This window comes from Pseudomonas sp. GW821-FHT09C10 (assembly GCF_059418085.1).
The window spans coordinates 256,122-274,667 of the sequence record NZ_JBWKPE010000005.1; the positions used below are offsets into that span (position 1 = coordinate 256,122).

Consider the following 18,546-nt stretch of genomic DNA (forward strand, 5'->3'; position numbering starts at 1 on the left):
GTCAGGTAATTTGCTTACAGCCGCCAGGCTTTACTGGCGGTCGGTCATAGTTTGTATTTCTTTGCAGCATGGGTAAGCGTGCGGGAGGGCTGAGTTCGGACTAGGTTTTCATGACCCCGACTCATCCTCCACCTGAAGAGCGACCTATGGACCAACGGATATTGTCCTCCATCACTCCTTACCTTAAGGTAAGGAGCATCATGCTGGAGATCTTTACCATGGCGACCGCCACACTTACCTCAAAAGGGCAAATCACCATCCCCGTCCAAGTCAGGACCGCACTTGGCCTGGAAACAGGCGACCGCGTCGAGTTCGTCGAAACGGAAGATGGCAGGTTTTCCATCATTGCAGCGAGCAAGACTGTCCATGATCTCAAGGGGCTGATCCGGAAGCCTGCCAGGGCCGTGTCCATTGACGACATGAACCACGCTATCGCAGCACAGGGAGCGAAGGCTGGATGATCGGGCTGGATACCAATGTGCTGGTGCGCTACGTCACCCAGGATGATCCCGTTCAATCCCCCAAGGCGTGCGAATTGATCGAATCCCTCACCACGCTTTCGCCAGGGTTTGTCAGCCTGGTGTCCGTGGTGGAGCTGGTATGGGTATTACAGAGCTGCTACCAATGTGCCAAAAATGACATTGTCGTCGTTCTGGAAACACTGCTGCGCACCCGTGAATTGACCGTCGAACATGCCGAGGTCATCTGGCAGGCGCTTCGACGGTTCACGGCCAACAACGCCGATTTTGCCGATTGCCTGATAGAGCGCAGCGCCCACGCCGCCGGCTGCGAATACACCGCTACCTTTGACCTCGGTGCGGCCAAGGCAGCGGGTATGAAGCGTCTGGGCTGAGCGGCAACATTGCGGCAAGGGGCAGGCTTTGGTAAAAGTCGCTAATCCCTGAACGAGAGAACGCCCCACGTGCGCACGCTTCTTCTTGCTGCCCTGGCCCTGACGCCGCCCCTCGCACTGGCCGAGATCATCTGGCCCGACCTGCCAAAGAGCTGCTTCGTCAGCGGGCGTTCTGCCACTAGTGTGGATGTCGACACCGGCTGCGCAGCGTTCCTGATCAATGTGCAAGGCAAGGCCGCAGGTACGCCGATCAAGGTGGATATTCCCCAATACGCTTTTCACATCGACGAAACCAGCGGCAAAGAGACACCGGTGATCATCATCCAGGCCGAAGAGAACGGAGAGGTCAAGGCCGTGGGATACAAGGAACTGGGCACCGATCAACTCGGTGCCGCGCTGCTGCGGGAAGTACGGCTCCTGGGTACAAAGAAGCCCTCCTAGTCGGGGTTCAACGAACCCAGCCACCCACCTGCCAGTGGTAGCCGTCATTGCGCTGCACCCAATGCGGATGCACATAACGATAGCCTTCGCGCACCGGCTCCCAATGGCCGTGTACGGCAACGTAGCGCCCGCCCTCCCAGCGCCAGTAACCACGTGACCATATGTAACCTTCACGTACGGCAGGCTCGACTTCGATGACCTGGGCCGGCGGCGGTTGTGGCGCGACCACCTCGACATATTCACGTTGTACAGGCCGGCGCTCATGCACCACGCGCTCCTGCACACACCCGGACGCCGCGACCACAACCGCCGCTAATGCCGCGTAACGTAACAACATACAACCCCCTCAGGCGTTATCGCCCAACACCTGCACCGGTAAAAATGCCCCCGTGTTTCAGCCGTGCTCCTGCTCAGGCCTGGGTACTTTTTTAACAGGTTGTGTCTGTCGGATTGCTGAAGCAGCACGCATCAAGGGTGACCGAAGCGTCCCAACACCGCTTCGACGAAGCGTCTCAGCTTGGCCGTACGCTGGCGGTTCGCCGTGTAGACAAGGTGCATCGGCCGGCTCGGCGCTTCAAAGTCCGGCAGCACTCTCACCAATTCGCCCCTGGCCAATGCCCGGCGCAAGAAGTCTTCCGGACCGAGCACGATGCCAAAACCATCCAGCGCGGCGGACATCAAGGCCCTGCTTTCATTGATCTGCAAGCGACTGGCAACCTGCACCTTGTAAGGCGTCGAAGCCTGGTAGAACACCCACTCGCGATCCGCCGGCCGCGACCAGAAGGCGTAGCCGAGGCATTCATGACGCTCAAGGTCCGCCGGGGCCTGTGGGGTACCACGTGCCGCCAGGTACTCCGGCGACGCGCAGACCACTAGGCGGTAAGGTGCCAGTGGCCTGGCTGTCAGACCGGTGGTCGCCAGGGGGCCGATACGAAAAGCGGCTTCATAGCCCTCCTCCACCAGGTCCACGAAACGGTCGGTCAGGTGCAGGTCGATTTCCACATCCGGGTTGTCGCGCAGGAACCCGGTAATCAACGGCATCAGGCTGTAGGAGCCGAAGGTGACGGGCGCGGTGATTTTCAGCTTGCCGCGCGGCGTGTCGTTCATGATCTGCGCCAATGAATCGGCAGCCTCGGCTTCTACCAGGATATGTTTGCAACGCTCGTAGTACGCGCCCCCCAACTCCGTCAGGCTTTGCCTTCGTGTGGTGCGGTTAAGCAAGCGAGCGCCCAGACGCTGCTCCAGCGCGGTGACATGTTTGGCCACCATCTGCGGCGACATCCCCAAGCGCTCGGCAGCCCTCGCGTACGAGCCCAACTCTGCAGCCATCACAAAAGCATTCATGCTCGACAGGCGATCCATCATTCCCTACTCCCAGTAACAACATCCACGCCAAAACGACAATTTATCGCCAATGGGTTGCCAATCATCATAACCGCTCCCCCCATGCATCGGAGCAAGACCATGAAAATTGGTGTTATTGGAGCAGGCTTTATCGGGCGCGCCGTGGCCCAACTGGCGCTGGCGGCCGGGCACGAAGTGATGTTGAGCAACTCCCGTGGCCCCCACACCATGAGCAGCGTCGTGAGCGGCATACTCGGCGTACAGGTGGGCAGTGCCGACGACGCCGCCAAATTCGGCGATTTGGTGCTCGTGGCGATCCCCCTGGAGCATTACCGCAGCGTCCCGGCGCAATGGCTGGAGGGCAAGACCGTGATGGACGCGAATAATTACTACCCGAACCGCGACGGCCATATACCGGTACTGGATCGCTTCGAAACCACCACCAGCCGGTTGCTCGCCGAGCATTTGCCCCATTCACATGTAGTCAAAGTGTTCAACGCGATCTTCGCTCCCGACCTGACGCAGGACGCCCGCCCCCACGGTGCCCCCGACCGCCGGGCGTTGCCGGTGGCAGCGGATGACGCCGCAGCGAAGGCACGCGTCATCACGTTACTCGACGAACTGGGGTTCGACGCCGTGGATGCCGGCAGCCTGGATGACAGCTGGCGGCTGGAACGCGGCAAGCCGGCCTATTGTGTCCCGCTGGACCAGGATGGCTTGAAGGCAGCGCTGGCCGCCGCCGAGCGTACGGTTGAATTACCGCCTGTCGAACGGACCCGCCGTTAGACACGCACAAAAAAGCCCGCTGGCCGTTACCGGTTCAGCGGGCTTTTTGTTACCGGCAAGGTCCTGACCCAGGACCTCCCCAGCGGCTTACAGCGCCAGGTCAGACGCCGGCTTGCTCGGCTCAGCCGCAGGCTTGGCAGCCTCGGTGGCGGTAGGAGCAGCCTGTTGTGGAATCGCAGGCGGTGTAGGCAGTTGCAGGATATTGGCGGTGTAGGCCCATTCCTTGGCAACAGCCTCAGGACTGTCGTTCAGCTTGGTGCCGTAGCTCGGTACGATCTGGTGCAGTTTTGCCTGCCACTCAGGGGTCGCAACCTTGTCCTTGAACACTTTCTGCAGCACGGTCAGCATGATCGGAGCAGCGGTGGACGCGCCTGGCGATGCACCCAACAGGCCTGCAATGGTGTTGTCGGCGGAGCTGACCACTTCGGTACCGAGTTTCAGGACACCGCCCTGCTCTTCGTCACGCTTGATGATCTGCACGCGCTGACCGGCCTGCCACAGGCGCCAGTCGGATTGCTTGGCGTTCGGGAAGTACTCCTGCAGCGCCTTGAAGCGGTCGTCATCCGACAGCATCAGTTGGCCGGCGAGGTACTCGACCAGTGGGTATTCACGAATACCGACTTTGGTCATTGGCCAGATGTTGTGGGTGGTGGTGCTGGTCAGCAGGTCCAGGTACGAGCCTTCTTTCAGGAACTTGGTCGAGAAGGTCGCGAATGGGCCAAACAGAATCACGCGCTTACCATCCAGCACGCGGGTGTCCAGATGCGGAACCGACATCGGTGGCGCGCCAACCGAAGCCTTGCCGTAGGCCTTGGCCAGGTGCTGCTCGGCGACGGTTGGGTTATCGGTCACCAGGAACGAGCCGCCGACCGGGAAGCCGGCGTATTCCTTGGCTTCAGGAATGCCCGACTTTTGCAGCAGGTGCAGTGCACCGCCACCGGCGCCGATGAACACGAACTTGGCGTCGGTTTCAGTCTTGGTGCCGTCTTTCAGGTTTTTGTAGCTGACACGCCACGAACCGTCGGCGTTCTTGGTGATGTCCTGCACTTCGCTCGACAGTTTCAGGTCGAACTTAGGCGTGGTTTGCAGGTGAGCGACGAACTGGCGGGTGATCTCGCCGAAGTTCATGTCGGTACCCAGCGGGCTCCAGGTGGCCGCGATTTTCTGGTTCGGGTCACGCCCTTCCATCATCAGCGGAACCCATTTGGCGATCTGCGCCGGGTCTTCGGAGTACTGCATGCCGGCGAACAGCGGGCTCGCTTGCAGGGCTTCGTAGCGCTTCTTGAGGAACTTGATGTTGTCATCGCCCCACACAAAGCTCATGTGCGGCGTGGAGTTGATGAACGAACGCGGGTTCTTCAGCACGCCCTGCTGGACCTGCCAGGACCAGAACTGACGGGAGATCTGGAACGCTTCGTTGATCTCGATCGCTTTCGGGATCTCAACGTTGCCGTTCTTGTCTTCCGGGGTGTAGTTCAACTCAGCCAGGGCCGAGTGACCGGTACCTGCGTTGTTCCAGCCGTTGGAGCTTTCTTCGGCGACGCCATCGAGGCGCTCGACCATTTCCATCGACCAGCCCGGTTCCAGCTCGTTGAGCCAGACACCCAGGGTTGCACTCATGATGCCGCCGCCGATCAGCAGCACATCGACTTTCTTTGCCTCTTCCGCGTGAACGGACGTGATCCCCATCGACAAAGCCAGCCCCAGCAGGGCAGTGTTTACTTTTTTAAACATCAGTAGCACCTATGATAAAACGCCATCCGCCCCACCGCCCCTGATCATGGGCAACCCTCAATCACGCTGCGCCAGGCAACGCACCGCGGGGTTTACACATTCACTCGGGGACCGCAGGGTGGGCACACAAGGCCGACGTATCGACCTCACTTTTATGTCCCTTCTGCGCTGACTTCTTATCATTATTGGCTTCAGCTACCTGGGCGACAGCCAAACGCCGGGACGTATACGGGTGTACGTACCGGGAAAGACCAGACCAAGACGGCGCGCAGAATATCACGCCACACGGCGTTTATGCGTCGTTTGGCCAATTGACAACTCTAAATCGCCGGTTTTAACGCGCGAGTGTCAAGTGTGGCAAACGCGACCTGAGGTCACAGGGCAGGAACTCTCAGGCAAAAGGCTGTTCTAGACTCCTTCGTCGCTGCTTGCGTAGCATCGACGGTTTTCCCTCGTACCCCTTCAATACAGAGCGATCCATGTCTATCCACCAAACTCCCGGGCACGTACTGCCCGCGCGCAGCGCCGCCAAAATGGAAGCTGCCATGGCCGTGGGCGCCTTCGCGATCGGTACCGGCGAATTCGCCATCATGGGCCTGATGCCCGACATCGCGCAAAACCTGGGTTTAAGCGAACCCCAGGTCGGCCACGCCATCAGCGCCTACGCCCTCGGTGTGATGGTCGGCGCCCCACTGCTGGCCATCCTCGGCGCCAAGCTGCTGCGCAAACATATGTTGCTGTTGCTGATGGGCCTGTATGCCCTGGGCAACCTCGCCACTGCGTTCACCCCGACCTTCGGCTCGTTAGTGGCGTTCCGCTTTATCAGCGGCCTGCCCCACGGCGCCTACTTCGGCATTGCTGCCGTTGTCGCCTCGAGCATGGTGCCCAACGACAAACGCGCCGGCGCCGTGGCGCGGGTAATGATGGGCCTGACCCTGGCCATGCTGCTGGGCAACCCCATCGCCACCTTCCTCGGCCAGCACCTGGGCTGGCGCTCAGCGTTCGCGCTGGTGAGCGTGATCGCCCTGTGCACCATCGCCCTGGTCTGGCAATTCGTGCCCCATCGCCATGACGAACAACGCAGCGACCCACGCAAGGAACTGCGCGCCTTCACCAAACCCCAGGTGTGGATGGCGCTGTCCATTGGCGCCATTGGCTTTGCCGGAATGTTCTGCGTGTTCAGCTACCTGGCGCCGACCATGCTGGAAGTGACCAAGGTATCGCCGCAGTGGATTCCATTTGGTCTGGCAGCGTTTGGCGTGGGCGGGATTATCGGCAACATCGCCGGCGGCAAGCTGTTTGATCGCCTGCAGTTTCGTGCAGTGGGTTGGATTCTGGTGTGGTCGATCGCCGTGTTGCTGTTCTTCCCCCTCGCGGCGTCCTCGCTATGGGGCGTGTTGCTGAGCATGGGCCTGGTCGGCACCATGGTGTCGTTGGCCGCGCCGCTGCAGATCCGCCTGATGGACATCGCCCACGAAGCACCGAGCCTTGCAGCAGCGTCCAACCATGCGGCGTTCAACCTGGCCAATGCGCTGGGGCCATGGTTTGGCGGCATGGCGATTACGGCCGGGTTTGGCTGGACCAGCACCGGCTACATCGGCGCGGCGACGGCACTGGTCGGCCTGGGTATCTACCTGATCGCCCGCCGCATGAAGGGCGGCCACTGACACCCACAATGTTGCCCCCTTACAGATCGAATATGGGAGGGGCTTGCCCCCGATCGCTGTGGGTCAGTCAACACACCAATGGCTGACCCACCACCCCATCAATCATCATGCAACAAACCCGACCCGTACTCCCCATAACTACTCCCCAGCCCACTGCCGCCAAAATTCATCTTCGCGGCCTTGCTGGGGCTGTGGTCCCCAAACGCCTGGCATCCGCCTGAAAAGCAAGGGTCCCTGCTCACACCGGACGCCCCCGAAGAACAAGCGCCCAACAGCAACGAGCCAGCAATCATCACGACTTTGACGAGGTTCGAGATCATTTTCAGTTCCCTGTGGACTGGAGGCGCAAGGGTCCTCTCTTGAGCAAGATCGTAGACCTCAACGGCGAAGGGAATGATGAAACTTTGCTGGGTGACAGGGAGGGTTCAGGTTGCCTGATTTGAGGGTAATGCCAGGTTTTCGCAGACGTTGGCAATGATATAGTTCACCCGTGCCCACCCCATCGAAGCCCTGAACATGTACACCATCGAAGTATTTGAATCCAACTCAAAGGGCCGCGACTTCGTGGTGGGTGATATTCACGGGCACTTCAAGCTACTCACGTCACTCATGGAAAAAGTAGACTTCAACACCCAACAGGATCGCTTGTTTTGTGTGGGCGACCTTATTGATAGAGGCCCTGACTCTATTGATGTATTGAAGTGGCTCAGCGAACCCTGGTTTTACGGCGTCCGCGGTAACCACGAACAGATGCTTCTTGATTGCCTTTCTGGTCATGGCGACATCAACAGGCACACACGAAACGGCGGAGCGTGGCTTTACAAACTGTCGCCCAGCGTCCAGAAAGAGATCTACAACGTACTACAAACACTCCCAGTAATGATTGAAATTGACTTATCGGATGGCCGGAGAATCGGCATTGTCCATGCTGAGGCGTTTCTTTCATGTGCCACCCATAGTTGGCAAGACGCCAAAGACGCTATCAGCGGGATGCGTGGAGAAACCACCCAACAACAAGCGTTGAAAACCGCACTTTATGCCAGGGAAAAAATAGAGCAGCAAAACCAGGCATTGATCACAGGCCTGGATAAGTTATATGTGGGCCACTCAACAGTCCCCCGTGTACATGCATTGGGCAATGTCGTTTATATCGATACCGGTTGTTCTTTTCCGGACGGTGCATTGAGTCTGATAGAGGTAGAGAGTGGAGAGATTAGCCATGTAAGCATGCAGTCATTGCATGATTCCCTCGGCGTCGGAGCGCAGTAACTACTTGAACCTGAACAAGCATTATTATGCGGGGGGTCAGGTTGCCGCCTTCTTGGGGTAAGACGAAGCCAATTACATTGCCCTTGAAAATCCAAAGGCTGCTGATGACTTCTCCGATGCCATTTTCGCCAGCATCGACAAACTGGCTCTGTTCCCTACCATGGGTCGTGAAGGCCGGGTCAAACACACCCGTGAATGGGCAGTACCCAACTGGTCCTACCTGATCCCGTATCGGGTTCACGGAGATCGTCTGCAAATCCTCGGCATATTTCACACACGGCAACGTCCACGCTCGAAGTGGTGAATGCCACAAAACAAGCCTCTCCCACACCCTGAATCCATCCCTGATAAACTGTGCGCCATTCGCCACGTTGATTCAGATCCCCAATGCCCCTACAAACCGCTCCTCTATCCCGCCGCTTTTCCGTCGCCCCGATGATGGATTGGACCGACCGCCACTGCCGGTTCTTCCTGCGCCTGCTCTCCAAGCACGCCCTGCTCTACACCGAGATGGTCACTACTGGCGCAATCCTCCACGGCGACCACGACCGTTTCCTGCGCCATAACGAAGCCGAGCACCCTCTGGCGCTCCAGCTCGGTGGCAGTGTCCCCGCTGACCTGGCCGCCTGCGCCCGTATGGCCGAGGCTGCCGGTTATGACGAAGTGAATCTGAACGTCGGCTGCCCCAGCGACCGCGTCCAGAACAACATGATCGGCGCGATCCTTATGGCTCACCCGGCCCTGGTGGCCGATTGTGTGAAGGCGATGCGTGATGCGGTGTCGATTCCGGTGACGGTGAAGCACCGTATCGGCATCAACGGCAGGGACAGTTATGCCCAGTTGTGTGATTTCGTCGGGACGGTGAAGGACGCCGGCTGCACCAGTTTCACCGTGCATGCGCGGATTGCGATTCTTGAGGGCTTGTCGCCGAAGGAAAACCGCGACATTCCGCCGTTGCGGTATGACGTGGCGGCGCAGTTGAAACAGGATTTCCCGGAGCTGGAGATTATTCTCAACGGCGGGATCAAGACGTTGGAGCAATGCCATGAGCATCTGCAGACGTTTGACGGGGTGATGCTGGGCCGCGAGGCTTATCACAATCCGTATCTGCTGGCGGAGGTGGATCAGCAGTTGTTTGGCAGTGAAGCGCCGGTGATCAGTCGGGCTGAGGCGTTGGCGCAGTTGCGACCCTATATTGCGGAGCATTTGGCGAACGGCGGGACGATGCACCATATAACCCGCCACGTGCTGGGATTGGGGACGGGGTTTCCGGGGGCGAGGAAGTTCCGGCAGTTATTGTCGGTGGATATTCACAAGGCCAGTGATCCGCTGGCGTTGCTGGATCAAGCCGGCGCTTTGTTAGAAGGACGCTGAGTGTCCAGTCATGGGCAATTGGGTTGAACCTGCTGGCGGTTTTGGCCTCCTATTCAGCAGTACCGCCGGGCATTCAAACGGCTGTTTTCAGGTTGTTGCCCTCGCAAACGATCGAACGCATTTGCGCCCTTGAGCGCCTGCCAGCGCTCGGGTAATGTCATCAGACCCATAGGACAGAGCACGCCCATGACTTCCAAGTTGGAACAACTCAAGCAATTCACTACTGTCGTAGCCGATACCGGCGATTTTTCCACCCTCGCCAAGCTCAAGCCCCAAGACGCCACTACCAACCCTTCCCTGCTGCTCAAGGCCGCGTCGATCCCGGGCTATGCCAAGCTGCTGGATGAGTGCGTGCAGGACTGCAACGGTGATGTCGGCTTGGCCAGCGACCGTTTCGCAGTGGCCGTGGGCCAGGAGATCCTTAAGGTTGTGCCAGGGCGCATCTCCACCGAGGTGGATGCCCGCCTGTCGTTCGACACTGACGCCGTACTCAAGCGTGCGCACCGTCTGATCGACCTGTACGACAAAGCCGGGGTTAGCCGTGACCGCGTACTGATCAAGATCGCATCCACCTGGGAAGGCATCCGCGCGGCGGAGAAGCTGGAAAAAGAAGGCATCCAGACCAACCTGACCCTGCTGTTCTCGTTTGCCCAGGCGGTAGCGTGTGCAGAGGCCGGCGTGTTCCTGATTTCACCGTTCGTAGGCCGTATCTACGACTGGTACAAGAAAGCCAATGGCAACGACTACACCGGCGCTGATGATCCGGGCGTGCAGTCGGTGACGCGCATCTACAACTACTACAAGGCTAATGGCTACAAGACCGTGGTGATGGGTGCGAGTTTCCGCAACCTGAGCCAGATTGAAGAACTGGCCGGCTGTGATCGCCTGACCATCAGCCCGGACCTGCTGGAGAAACTCGCGGCGGATGACGGCAAGCTGGAGCGCAAGTTGTCGCCAGGGCACGCCGGGGAAGCGCGAGTGCATCTGACTGAAGCGCAGTTCCGTTGGGAGTCCAACGAGGATGCGATGGCGACTGAGAAGCTGGCGGAGGGGATTCGTCAGTTTGCCCGGGACCAGGAGAAGCTTGAGGCACTGTTGTCTGCCAAGCTGTAAACGGCGGAGGCGGCAAAAAGGGCGGTACCTCTGAGGTTACCGCCCTTTTTTTGTCTCAAGCCGATCTCAGTTCAACTGTGGGAAGGGGTTTGCTCCCACAATTGGCATGTGTTCGACAGACGGATCAGTGACGCTCGAGGGCGTTGACGAGGTCGTGGAAAGCTTCGCGGTTGGACTCGTTGAGGCCCATCAGGATCTTGTGCGCTTCCAGCACCTTGACCCGCACCACTTCCTCGGACTGATCCTGGGACGGCAGGTCGGTGAGGCATTCCGGGCAAGGGATCGGGCGGTCAACGATGTTGAACACCTGGTCGAAGCCCATGGACTGCAACAGACGGGTGATGTCTTCATGGGTGGTGACGACAGTCGGCAACAGGCCAACCTTCTGCCGGGACAGAATGGACAACTTGGCCAACAGCCCAAGGGTGGTGCTATCGATGCTGCGGGTTTCGGTCAGATCGATCACGATCGCCGAGAAATTCAACGCCGTGAAAATCCGCTCAATCGTCGCATCCAGCGCCGAACACAAGGTCAGGCGCACTTCACCGACAAACTTCAGGACGAAGGTCCCGTCTTGCTCGGCGAATTGGATTCTTCCGGTACTCATCAAAGATTCCTGCTCAACACCAATAGGGCGATATCATCCGGCATCTCCCCTAGCGTGGCCAATCCAAAAACCTGCCGCAGGCCATCCAGGCTGCCGCCCGCCGACTTGACCTTCTGGGGCAAGGCGGCTTCTTTCTCTTTGAGTGTAGGCTCTGGAAGAAGATCCAGGATGCCATCGGACATCAGCGTCAGGCTGAACGTCGGCGGCAGCTCCAGGATGTGGTCTTCGTACGTGGCTTCATTGAACAAGCCTACGGGCAGGCCACGCCCTTCCAGGTAACGCACACTGTCGGGAGTGTATAAAACAGGCATCGGCAGGTGACCGCCGATGCTGTAGGTCAAAAGACCGGTTTCTTCATCAATCACGCCGCCTACCATCGTCACGTGCTTGCCCAGCTTGCAGCTGATCAGGCCCCGGTTGATGTGGCCCAGCACCTCGGAGGGGGTAAACTCCGGCAAGGTGCCATTACGCTTGGATTCGAACAACAGCCGTGTCGTCATGAACTTCAACAGCACGGTGACAAAAGCAGAGGAAGCACCATGGCCGGAGACATCGGCAAGGTAGAACGCAACACGCCGCTCGTCTACGCGGAAATAATCGACAAAATCGCCCGACAGGTACAACGACGGGATGATTTGGTGGGCAAACTGGAATTCGTCGATGGTCCAGGGGCTGACCGGCAGCATGTTCATCTGCACCTGGCGACCGGCGTTCTGGTCTTCCTGAAGCAGGTTAAGGCTGGCTTCGAGTTCGCGGTTGGCGGTTTCGAGCTTTTCGCGGTAGCGCTGGTTCTCGACCAGCAGGCGCGCACGATCCAAGGCGCGACGCACAGAGTGCTCCAGTACCGCCAGGTCTTCGAGGGGCTTGATCAGGTAGTCGGCAGCGCCCAGACGCAACGCTTCCACGGCATCGTTCATGACGCCGGCACCGGACACGACAATCACCGGCGTCTGCGGGGCAAGCTCGGTCACCTGGCGAATCAGCTCCAGGCCGCCCATCTGGGGCATGCGCAGGTCGCAGATCACGAGGTCGGGCTGGTCGCGCTCGAATACCTGGAGACCCTGTTGGCCATTACTGGCCTGCAGGACGCTGAAGCCACTGTCTTCCAAATAGGCCGCAAGGCTCGCGCGCACTACTTCGTCGTCATCGATTATCAGCAGCGTGGCACTGGTTTTTTGCATGTGGGCAAACGGCGCCAGAATTAGGTTGGCGTAGGTGGCTCGGCAATGGCCGGGCTCACGTACTGGATTCGCTTTCTAGCCTCTCTGTACTACAACGCAATGGGATTTTCCCCATGCACAACTGTAAAGCAGAGGTGCCCTTCTAAGGCGCAGACGGTACTCCCATCCGCCAGGGGTTTCAAGCTCATGCCGATGGTCGCCGGGCGTCTTTACATCGCAAATCACCGAGAGTTATAAGAACAGCCAAGACCACAACACAAAGTAAGGATGGAACCGATGGGCGAACACGAGCGCGACTACGCCGAAAAACGCGATTTCATCCGCATGCGGGTGGATGCCGAAGTATCTTTGCTCCACGAAGGCCAGGAGTTTGCCGGGGTTTGCGTGGACCTTTCCAGCTCCGGGATGCAGGTGCAGGCACCGCGCCAGTTCGCCGTGGGAGACCTGCTCACCGTGCGCATTGATTCAGAGCACGCGGCGCTCAAGGGCCTGGAGGCTGACACGAAAGTGGTCTGGACCAAAAGCACGGGCGACGAGCAACAACTCGGGCTTAGGATCCTGAAAATGCGCTGAAACCTGCGCATAAAAAAGGCGACCGCCAGGGTCGCCTTTTTTTCATTTCAAAACATCACAGCTTAAAAGTCGTCGACGACCTTGCCATCCTTGACCTTGAACTCGCGGTTCTGCAGGTAGGCATTGCGGATAAAGGTGTACTTGTCGCCGGTGATCAGTTTCTCACTGTCGAGCAGGCTGGCACGGGTGTCAACGATGTTCAGGCCCATGGTGCTGTTGCGCCAGCCGATATCGTTCATATAGCGGTACGGTTGGGTGTAGCTGTCCACGTATTTGGACGGTGCATCACGCAAGGTACTCGGACCCAGCAGCGGGATCATCACATAGGGACCGCTGCCCACGCCCCAATAACCGAGGGTCTGGCCGAAGTCTTCATCACTGCGTTGCAGCCCCATTTTGGTGCCGACGTCGATAAAGCCCAGCACGCCGAACGTGGTGTTAACCAGCAAGCGCGCAGTGTCGACCCCAGCATTGTGGGGCTTGAGCTGCAGCACATTGTTGGCCAGGTTGCCGACGTCACCGATATTGCGGAAGAAGTTATGGATACCGTCTTCGACAAATTGCGGGGTGATCCACTGATAGCCTTGGGCCAATGGCTTGAGGGCGTAGGTATCAACGGTGTCGTTGAAGGTGAAGATCGGGCGGTTGACGCTTTCCCATGGATCATCTTCCGATGCAGCCTGTGCAGCGAAAGGCGCCAGCAGGACAGTGGCACACACCGATAGCTGAGCGAAGTAGTGGCTCCAGCGCATAGCTTTTGCTCCTTGAATGGTCTGTCATGGGCGCTATGCCCTGAATAAGGCCGTCAGTATATGACGGAAGTGTCCAATTAGGCAGCTGCCAGGAATCGTCCTAACACAAATGGACAATTTTCCTACAATTAGCCGCCTGTCATCTGCTTGTCATCCTGCCCCGATAGCGTCACAGCTATTTCAGGGATGTCGACATGCCTCACGCCGAGATAGCCATCGCCAACGCGCCCGCCTTGACTGCTGTTCTGTTTGGCCTGAGTGGTTGCCTGGTGGACTTTGGTTCCCGGGCACGCACCGATTCCCCCTCCCCGGACTCCCAAGCCACACCCGGCGCCCTGAAAATCCTGCGCAGCCTCAAGGAACAAGGCGTCCCCTGTGCCTGGCTGGATGAGCTGCCGCCTTCGGTAACCACACCACTGGCCGCCGTACTGCCCGGCTGGCTCAAGGCCGCATCCCCCTCCTCCATCCGCTGGCCCGCCCCTCATGCCTGCTGGCAAGCCTTGATGGAACTCAACATTGAACGCCTGGAAGGCTGCGTACTGGTCAGCGGCGAACCGCGCCTGTTGCAATCGGGCCTGAATGCAGGCTTGTGGACCATTGGCCTGGCCTCCTGTGGTTCGCTGTGCGGCCTGGCGCCTGAGCAGTGGCAGGCGCTGAGCGACAAGGAACGCGAGCACAAGCGCGGCAAAGCCACCGTCGAGCTCTATGGGCTGGGGGTGCACTCGGTGATCGATCACCTCGGTGAACTCGGCACCTGCCTGGCTGACATCAGCCTGCGCCAGCTCAAAGGCGAGAAGCCCTGATCGAGATCATGCACAGTCGGCGCCCGTGGATTAATCTACAGGTCAGTCCGTAGACCTTTCACGGCGTGCCGTGGTCTATGCCAGTGCCTATCGATAAAAGGAAGAACGTCATGCCTGATCGCAAAAAACTGGAAGAACAGGTCGAGATCCTGCGCGGGCAGCTGGAACAGGAACCGCCGCTGTCGGAAGAAAAACGTGATGCTCTGCAAGCCTTGATTGCCAAGTTTGAATTGCAACTTGAACTTGAACCGGCCACTCAAACGCCGAGTATTTCCGACGATGTGAGCCAAGCTGCCATAGAGTTCGACGCTGAGCACCCGGTGATTTCCGGGACACTGCGCAATATCATGATCACCTTGGGCAACATGGGGATCTGACCCGAGCCCAAGCCAGGCGCAGAACCAAAAGGTAGGAGAGGGCTTGCCCCCTCCCACCTTTGCTTACTGACGGGCCAGGCGCACGTTCTGGAACGCCACATCCTCAGTACTGCGGTAAGGGTTGATATCCAACCCGCCGCGCCGCACATAGCGCGCATACACCGTCAATTTCTCCGGCTTCAGCAAACGCTGCAGGTCGAGAAAAATGCGCTCCACGCACTGTTCATGGAAATCCGAGTGCTGGCGAAAGCTCACCAGGTATTCCAACAAACTCCCGTGATCCAACGCCGCACCACGATACTCAACCACTACGCTGCCCCAATCGGGCTGGCTGGTCACCGGGCAGTTGGACTTGAGCAGGTGGCTGTGCACGCTCTCCTCGACAATGCGCGAGTCATCGCAACGCAGCAGCTCCGGGCGCGGGTGTTCGTAATTGCTGACACTGATATCCAGACCGTCAATGCACGTGCCCGGCAACGCCATCACGCCTTCGGCCTCAATGTCGGCCAAGCTGCGGATACGCACGGTAACAGGCTTGCCGGCGGCGGCGCTGAGGTCGGTGCGCAGGGTCGCTTCCAGGCTTTGCACATCGGCAAACGCGGTCTGGTTGAGCGAGTTGAGATACAGCTTGAACGACTTGGACTCGATGATGTTCGGCGAGTCGGCGGGGATGCTGAATTCACCGATGGCCACCACCGGCTTGCCCGACGGCAGCAGCCAGGACAACTCGAAGCAGTTCCAGAAGTCCACGCCCTTGTACGGCAGGGTCTCGGCGCTCAGGCCCAGCTCGGCCCACTTGGCGGCGCGTGGAATCGGGAATAGCAACGAAGGGGTGTAGGTGGAAATGTATTCACTGGACTTGCCCAGCGGCGAATGTTCGGCTGCGGGATGCATGGCGGAAACCTGGCTAAATAAACCGCGCCAGTCTACCAGCCTTTGCCCCCGCCCTTAAGAAACGCCTTACTCAACGGTCAGCTTGCCGACCATGCCCGCCTGGTAATGCCCGGGGAGGTTGCAGGCAAACTCCAGGCCGGTGGCCTTGGTAAACGTCCAGGTCAGCTCAGCGGTCTTGCCGGGCTCCACCAGCACGCTGTTGGGATCGTCGTGTTTCATGCCGCCCATTTCACCGTGGCCCATGGCACTGTGATCCATCTTGCCCATTCCCGTGGAGGTGAGCATGCCGCTGGCCTGCATCTGCAGCATTTCCTTCTGGTGTTCGGCGTGCATCGCCGCGTCACCGAGGTTGAATTCATGCAGCAACTGGCCTTTGTTGACCAGTACAAAGCGCACCGTCTCACCGGCCTTGACGTCCAGGGACGTGGGCGAAAAAGAAATATCCTGCAGCGTCACTTCCACGGTGCGTGTGGCCTTATCCGCCGATGCCGGCTGGCCGAACGCATAGGTATGGGCCGCATCCGCCATTGCATTGAAACTCAACGCCAACAGGCAGCCCGCCAACAACAGGGGTGTACGCAATGCCATCTCGATTCTCCAAAAAGTGTGCAACCTGCTTGGACAGCACTCTAAGAGTGCGCCGCTGCCAGCCAGCTGACTGCTAGATTACAACTTTGTCAGGTTGCGCCCTTCCCCTGGCACCCAGGGTATAAAGCCCCTCGTGAACTGTTGCCAAGAGCCGCCCATGAAATTGCTGATCGTCGAAGACCAACCGAAAACCGGCCACTATCTGCGCCAAGGCCTGGCCGAGGCGGGCTTCACCACCGAACTGGTGGCCGACGGTACCAGCGGCCAGCACCTGGCGCTGACCGGCGATTATGACCTGTTGATCCTGGATGTGATGCTGCCCGGTCGCGACGGCTGGCAAATCCTGCAAGCGGTGCGCAGTGCCGGCCTGGAGATCCCGGTGCTGTTTCTGACCGCCCGGGATGCCGTGGAAGACCGGGTGCACGGCCTGGAACTGGGTGCCGACGATTACCTGGTCAAGCCCTTTGCCTTCTCCGAACTGCTGGCGCGGGTACGCAGCCTGTTGCGCCGTGGCAGCAGCACGCCGCAGGAAACCGCCCTGCAACTGGCCGACCTGCGCCTGGACCTGATCCGCCGCCGCGTCGAACGGGACGGCCAGCGCATCGACCTCACCGCCAAGGAGTTCTCCCTGCTGGAACTGCTGCTGCGCCGCCAGGGCGAAGTCCTGCCCAAGTCGCTGATTGCCTCCCAGGTGTGGGACATGAATTTCGACAGTGACACCAACATCATCGAAGTCGCGATCCGGCGCCTGCGCCTGAAAGTCGACGATCCCTTCCCCACCAAGCTGATCCATACCGTGCGCGGCATGGGTTATGTGCTGGAGGAGCGCAGCCATTGATCCAGCGTCTGTCCCTGGCCAGCCGCCTGGCCCTGCTGTTTGCGGCGTGCACCGCGGTGGTCTCGTTGTTCGCCGGCGTGCTGTTCAACCGTGCCAGCGAGGCGCACTTCATTGAGCTGGACCAACAGCAACTCGACAGCAAGCTGGTGGCGCTGCGCAGTACCTTGCAGGGCGTCGAATCACTGGACTCATTCGCCCAACGCGAAGCGCAGCTGCGAGCCGAACTCAATCGCCAGCCTGACCTGACATTGCGCATCACCGCCGCCGGCCAGCGCTGGCTGGACGATGCGCCAAGCGTCAGCCTGCCCGAGGCGCCTGGCCTGCACACCCTGCAGAACGCCGGCACCGACTACCGCGTGTACAACGCCCCCTTGAGGCCCGGCCAGCCCGCCTCACCGCAACTGACCCTGATGCTCGACATCACCCATCACCAGCACTTCCTGCAACGCATGCAACATTTGATCTGGCTCACCGTCGGCCTGTCGGCCCTGGCCACCGCGCTGCTGGGCGCCTGGGCTGCACGCAGTGGCTTGCGTCCGTTGCGGCGCATGGGCGAAGTGGCTGCCAGCGTGTCGGCCCACTCCTTGACCCAACGCCTGCCTCACCAGCAAATGCCGGCGGAACTGGCCGACCTGGCCCAGGCCTTCAATGCCATGCTGGGGCGATTGGACGACGCCTTCCAACGCCTGTCGGCCTTCTCCGCCGACATTGCCCATGAACTGCGCACGCCCCTGTCGAACCTGCTGACCCAGACCCAGGTCATCCTGACCCAACCGCGCCCCTTGGAGGATTACCGCGAAGCGCTGCACAGCAACCTGGAAGAGCTGCAATGGATGGCGCAGTTGGTGAATGACATGCTGTACCTGGCCAAGGCGGACCACGGCTTGCTGGTGCCCAAGCGTGAGCCGTTGGTGCTGGCGGATGAAGTGGAGACATTGCTGGAGTTTTTCGCGTTGCTGGCAGAAGACGCACAGGTCTCGCTGGTACGCGAAGGCGGCGCGCAAACCGTCGGCGATCGTGGCATGCTGCGCCGGGCCCTGTCGAACCTGCTGGATAACGCCCTCAGGTTTACCCCGGCCGGCGGCCAAGTGCGCGTGCGGATGGTTGAAGGCACACGGGGCGTGACACTGACGGTAGAGAACAGCGGGGAAGGTATTCCAGCGCACGTGTTGCCGAGGTTGTTCGACCGGTTCTACCGAGCCGACCCGGCGCGCCATGAAGGCAGCAGCGAGCATGCGGGGCTGGGATTGGCGATTACCCAGTCGATTGTGCGGGCACACGGAGGGAGGATTTTTTGTGAATCCGGGGCGGGGTGGACAAGGTTTGTGATTGAGCTGCCCGAGGTAAATTGA

The 18,546-nt window shown here is 59.6% G+C and carries 23 protein-coding genes; 14 read left to right on the plus strand and 9 right to left on the minus strand.

What is annotated here, in order from left to right:
- Positions 1-203 precede the first annotated feature (203 nt).
- From AC07OT_RS12680 to AC07OT_RS12690, 3 genes are all read left to right on the plus strand, one after another.
- Positions 204-461, plus strand: coding sequence for an AbrB/MazE/SpoVT family DNA-binding domain-containing protein (locus tag AC07OT_RS12680; protein WP_495108276.1), 258 nt, complete (start codon positions 204-206; stop codon positions 459-461).
- On the plus strand, positions 458-853 hold the full coding sequence (locus AC07OT_RS12685) for a type II toxin-antitoxin system VapC family toxin (protein ID WP_253493731.1): 396 nt from the start codon (positions 458-460) through the stop codon (positions 851-853). The genes AC07OT_RS12680 and AC07OT_RS12685 overlap by 4 nt, the downstream gene beginning before the upstream one ends.
- A gap of 69 nt (positions 854-922) precedes the next feature.
- A complete protein-coding gene (locus tag AC07OT_RS12690; RefSeq protein WP_495108213.1) occupies positions 923-1,294 on the plus strand; it encodes a hypothetical protein in 372 nt (123 codons plus the stop codon).
- A 7-nt stretch (positions 1,295-1,301) separates the two neighbouring features.
- Here the strand turns inward: AC07OT_RS12690 and AC07OT_RS12695 are convergent, their stop codons facing one another.
- Complete coding sequence (locus tag AC07OT_RS12695) at positions 1,302-1,631, minus strand: YXWGXW repeat-containing protein (protein WP_053132380.1); 330 nt, start codon at positions 1,629-1,631, stop codon at positions 1,302-1,304.
- A gap of 131 nt (positions 1,632-1,762) precedes the next feature.
- Complete coding sequence (locus AC07OT_RS12700; RefSeq protein WP_495108214.1) at positions 1,763-2,659, minus strand: LysR family transcriptional regulator; 897 nt, start codon at positions 2,657-2,659, stop codon at positions 1,763-1,765.
- A 99-nt stretch (positions 2,660-2,758) separates the two neighbouring features.
- On the opposite strand from AC07OT_RS12700, the gene AC07OT_RS12705 reads away from it, so the two are divergent.
- A complete protein-coding gene (locus AC07OT_RS12705) occupies positions 2,759-3,424 on the plus strand; it encodes an NADPH-dependent F420 reductase (RefSeq protein ID WP_495108215.1) in 666 nt (221 codons plus the stop codon).
- Between the two features lie 87 nt (positions 3,425-3,511).
- Here AC07OT_RS12705 and mqo read toward each other — a convergent pair whose 3' ends face one another.
- A complete protein-coding gene (mqo, locus tag AC07OT_RS12710) occupies positions 3,512-5,158 on the minus strand; it encodes a malate dehydrogenase (quinone) (RefSeq protein ID WP_495108216.1) in 1,647 nt (548 codons plus the stop codon).
- A gap of 479 nt (positions 5,159-5,637) precedes the next feature.
- On the opposite strand from mqo, the gene AC07OT_RS12715 reads away from it, so the two are divergent.
- Complete coding sequence (locus AC07OT_RS12715; protein WP_065939319.1) at positions 5,638-6,825, plus strand: MFS transporter; 1,188 nt, start codon at positions 5,638-5,640, stop codon at positions 6,823-6,825.
- 98 nt (positions 6,826-6,923) lie between these two features.
- Here the strand turns inward: AC07OT_RS12715 and AC07OT_RS12720 are convergent, their stop codons facing one another.
- Positions 6,924-7,145 carry a hypothetical protein gene (locus AC07OT_RS12720; RefSeq protein WP_495108217.1) on the minus strand — a complete coding sequence of 74 codons (222 nt, stop codon included), beginning with the start codon at positions 7,143-7,145 and terminating at the stop codon, positions 6,924-6,926.
- Positions 7,146-7,341: 196 nt separating this feature from the next.
- Between AC07OT_RS12720 and AC07OT_RS12725 the strand changes: the two genes are divergently transcribed.
- From AC07OT_RS12725 to tal, 4 genes are all read left to right on the plus strand, one after another.
- Entirely contained in the window at positions 7,342-8,094 is a 753-nt protein-coding gene (locus AC07OT_RS12725; RefSeq protein ID WP_495108218.1) for a metallophosphoesterase, read from the plus strand.
- Positions 8,095-8,170: 76 nt separating this feature from the next.
- On the plus strand, positions 8,171-8,398 hold the full coding sequence (locus AC07OT_RS12730) for a type II toxin-antitoxin system RelE/ParE family toxin (RefSeq protein WP_495108277.1): 228 nt from the start codon (positions 8,171-8,173) through the stop codon (positions 8,396-8,398).
- 83 nt (positions 8,399-8,481) lie between these two features.
- Positions 8,482-9,468 (plus strand): tRNA dihydrouridine(20/20a) synthase DusA, encoded by a 987-nt coding sequence (dusA, locus tag AC07OT_RS12735; protein ID WP_495108219.1) that lies wholly within the window; start codon positions 8,482-8,484, stop codon positions 9,466-9,468.
- A gap of 186 nt (positions 9,469-9,654) precedes the next feature.
- A complete protein-coding gene (gene tal, locus AC07OT_RS12740) occupies positions 9,655-10,581 on the plus strand; it encodes a transaldolase (RefSeq protein ID WP_027604215.1) in 927 nt (308 codons plus the stop codon).
- Between the two features lie 124 nt (positions 10,582-10,705).
- On the opposite strand, the gene rssC is transcribed toward tal, so the two are convergent.
- Positions 10,706-11,188: an anti-sigma factor antagonist RssC gene (rssC, locus tag AC07OT_RS12745; RefSeq protein ID WP_003172602.1), complete on the minus strand. Its 483-nt coding sequence runs from the start codon at positions 11,186-11,188 to the stop codon at positions 10,706-10,708.
- On the minus strand, positions 11,188-12,369 hold the full coding sequence (gene rssB / locus AC07OT_RS12750) for a two-component system response regulator RssB (protein ID WP_027604216.1): 1,182 nt from the start codon (positions 12,367-12,369) through the stop codon (positions 11,188-11,190). Before rssB ends, rssC begins: the two co-directional genes overlap by 1 nt.
- Positions 12,370-12,645: 276 nt before the next feature.
- Here rssB and AC07OT_RS12755 point away from each other — a divergent pair, with 276 nt between their 5' ends.
- A complete protein-coding gene (locus tag AC07OT_RS12755; RefSeq protein WP_495108220.1) occupies positions 12,646-12,942 on the plus strand; it encodes a PilZ domain-containing protein in 297 nt (98 codons plus the stop codon).
- A gap of 62 nt (positions 12,943-13,004) precedes the next feature.
- On the opposite strand, the gene AC07OT_RS12760 is transcribed toward AC07OT_RS12755, so the two are convergent.
- Positions 13,005-13,694: an MlaA family lipoprotein gene (locus AC07OT_RS12760; protein WP_027604219.1), complete on the minus strand. Its 690-nt coding sequence runs from the start codon at positions 13,692-13,694 to the stop codon at positions 13,005-13,007.
- A gap of 194 nt (positions 13,695-13,888) precedes the next feature.
- Here AC07OT_RS12760 and pcrP point away from each other — a divergent pair, with 194 nt between their 5' ends.
- Together pcrP and AC07OT_RS12770 are read left to right on the plus strand one after the other, a co-directional pair.
- Positions 13,889-14,497 carry an HAD superfamily inactivated hydrolase PcrP gene (pcrP, locus tag AC07OT_RS12765; RefSeq protein ID WP_092490353.1) on the plus strand — a complete coding sequence of 203 codons (609 nt, stop codon included), beginning with the start codon at positions 13,889-13,891 and terminating at the stop codon, positions 14,495-14,497.
- A gap of 110 nt (positions 14,498-14,607) precedes the next feature.
- A complete protein-coding gene (locus AC07OT_RS12770) occupies positions 14,608-14,874 on the plus strand; it encodes a DUF4404 family protein (protein WP_027604221.1) in 267 nt (88 codons plus the stop codon).
- Positions 14,875-14,937: 63 nt separating this feature from the next.
- Here AC07OT_RS12770 and queF read toward each other — a convergent pair whose 3' ends face one another.
- Positions 14,938-15,768 (minus strand): NADPH-dependent 7-cyano-7-deazaguanine reductase QueF, encoded by an 831-nt coding sequence (queF, locus tag AC07OT_RS12775; protein WP_495108221.1) that lies wholly within the window; start codon positions 15,766-15,768, stop codon positions 14,938-14,940.
- Between the two features lie 66 nt (positions 15,769-15,834).
- Complete coding sequence (gene copI, locus AC07OT_RS12780; protein ID WP_495101235.1) at positions 15,835-16,356, minus strand: copper-resistant cuproprotein CopI; 522 nt, start codon at positions 16,354-16,356, stop codon at positions 15,835-15,837.
- A 157-nt stretch (positions 16,357-16,513) separates the two neighbouring features.
- Between copI and AC07OT_RS12785 the strand changes: the two genes are divergently transcribed.
- Both AC07OT_RS12785 and AC07OT_RS12790 read left to right on the plus strand, forming a co-directional pair.
- Positions 16,514-17,194, plus strand: a complete 681-nt coding sequence (locus tag AC07OT_RS12785) for a heavy metal response regulator transcription factor (RefSeq protein ID WP_092490356.1) — start codon at positions 16,514-16,516, stop codon at positions 17,192-17,194.
- Positions 17,191-18,546, plus strand: coding sequence for a heavy metal sensor histidine kinase (locus AC07OT_RS12790; RefSeq protein ID WP_495108222.1), 1,356 nt, complete (start codon positions 17,191-17,193; stop codon positions 18,544-18,546). Before AC07OT_RS12785 ends, AC07OT_RS12790 begins: the two co-directional genes overlap by 4 nt.

Coding starts and splice junctions, on each gene's coding strand:
- mqo (WP_495108216.1), bottom strand. CDS start 5,158: ATGTTTAAAAAAGTAAACACTGCCCTGCTGGGGCTGGCTTTGTCGATG.
- AC07OT_RS12695 (WP_053132380.1), bottom strand. CDS start 1,631: ATGTTGTTACGTTACGCGGCATTAGCGGCGGTTGTGGTCGCGGCGTCC.
- AC07OT_RS12700 (WP_495108214.1), bottom strand. CDS start 2,659: ATGATGGATCGCCTGTCGAGCATGAATGCTTTTGTGATGGCTGCAGAG.
- pcrP (WP_092490353.1), top strand. CDS start 13,889: ATGCCTCACGCCGAGATAGCCATCGCCAACGCGCCCGCCTTGACTGCT.
- AC07OT_RS12760 (WP_027604219.1), bottom strand. CDS start 13,694: ATGCGCTGGAGCCACTACTTCGCTCAGCTATCGGTGTGTGCCACTGTC.
- copI (WP_495101235.1), bottom strand. CDS start 16,356: ATGGCATTGCGTACACCCCTGTTGTTGGCGGGCTGCCTGTTGGCGTTG.
- AC07OT_RS12725 (WP_495108218.1), top strand. CDS start 7,342: ATGTACACCATCGAAGTATTTGAATCCAACTCAAAGGGCCGCGACTTC.
- rssC (WP_003172602.1), bottom strand. CDS start 11,188: ATGAGTACCGGAAGAATCCAATTCGCCGAGCAAGACGGGACCTTCGTC.
- rssB (WP_027604216.1), bottom strand. CDS start 12,369: ATGCAAAAAACCAGTGCCACGCTGCTGATAATCGATGACGACGAAGTA.
- AC07OT_RS12785 (WP_092490356.1), top strand. CDS start 16,514: ATGAAATTGCTGATCGTCGAAGACCAACCGAAAACCGGCCACTATCTG.
- AC07OT_RS12770 (WP_027604221.1), top strand. CDS start 14,608: ATGCCTGATCGCAAAAAACTGGAAGAACAGGTCGAGATCCTGCGCGGG.
- AC07OT_RS12705 (WP_495108215.1), top strand. CDS start 2,759: ATGAAAATTGGTGTTATTGGAGCAGGCTTTATCGGGCGCGCCGTGGCC.
- AC07OT_RS12720 (WP_495108217.1), bottom strand. CDS start 7,145: ATGATCTCGAACCTCGTCAAAGTCGTGATGATTGCTGGCTCGTTGCTG.
- AC07OT_RS12715 (WP_065939319.1), top strand. CDS start 5,638: ATGTCTATCCACCAAACTCCCGGGCACGTACTGCCCGCGCGCAGCGCC.
- tal (WP_027604215.1), top strand. CDS start 9,655: ATGACTTCCAAGTTGGAACAACTCAAGCAATTCACTACTGTCGTAGCC.
- queF (WP_495108221.1), bottom strand. CDS start 15,768: ATGCATCCCGCAGCCGAACATTCGCCGCTGGGCAAGTCCAGTGAATAC.
- AC07OT_RS12755 (WP_495108220.1), top strand. CDS start 12,646: ATGGGCGAACACGAGCGCGACTACGCCGAAAAACGCGATTTCATCCGC.
- dusA (WP_495108219.1), top strand. CDS start 8,482: ATGCCCCTACAAACCGCTCCTCTATCCCGCCGCTTTTCCGTCGCCCCG.
- AC07OT_RS12685 (WP_253493731.1), top strand. CDS start 458: ATGATCGGGCTGGATACCAATGTGCTGGTGCGCTACGTCACCCAGGAT.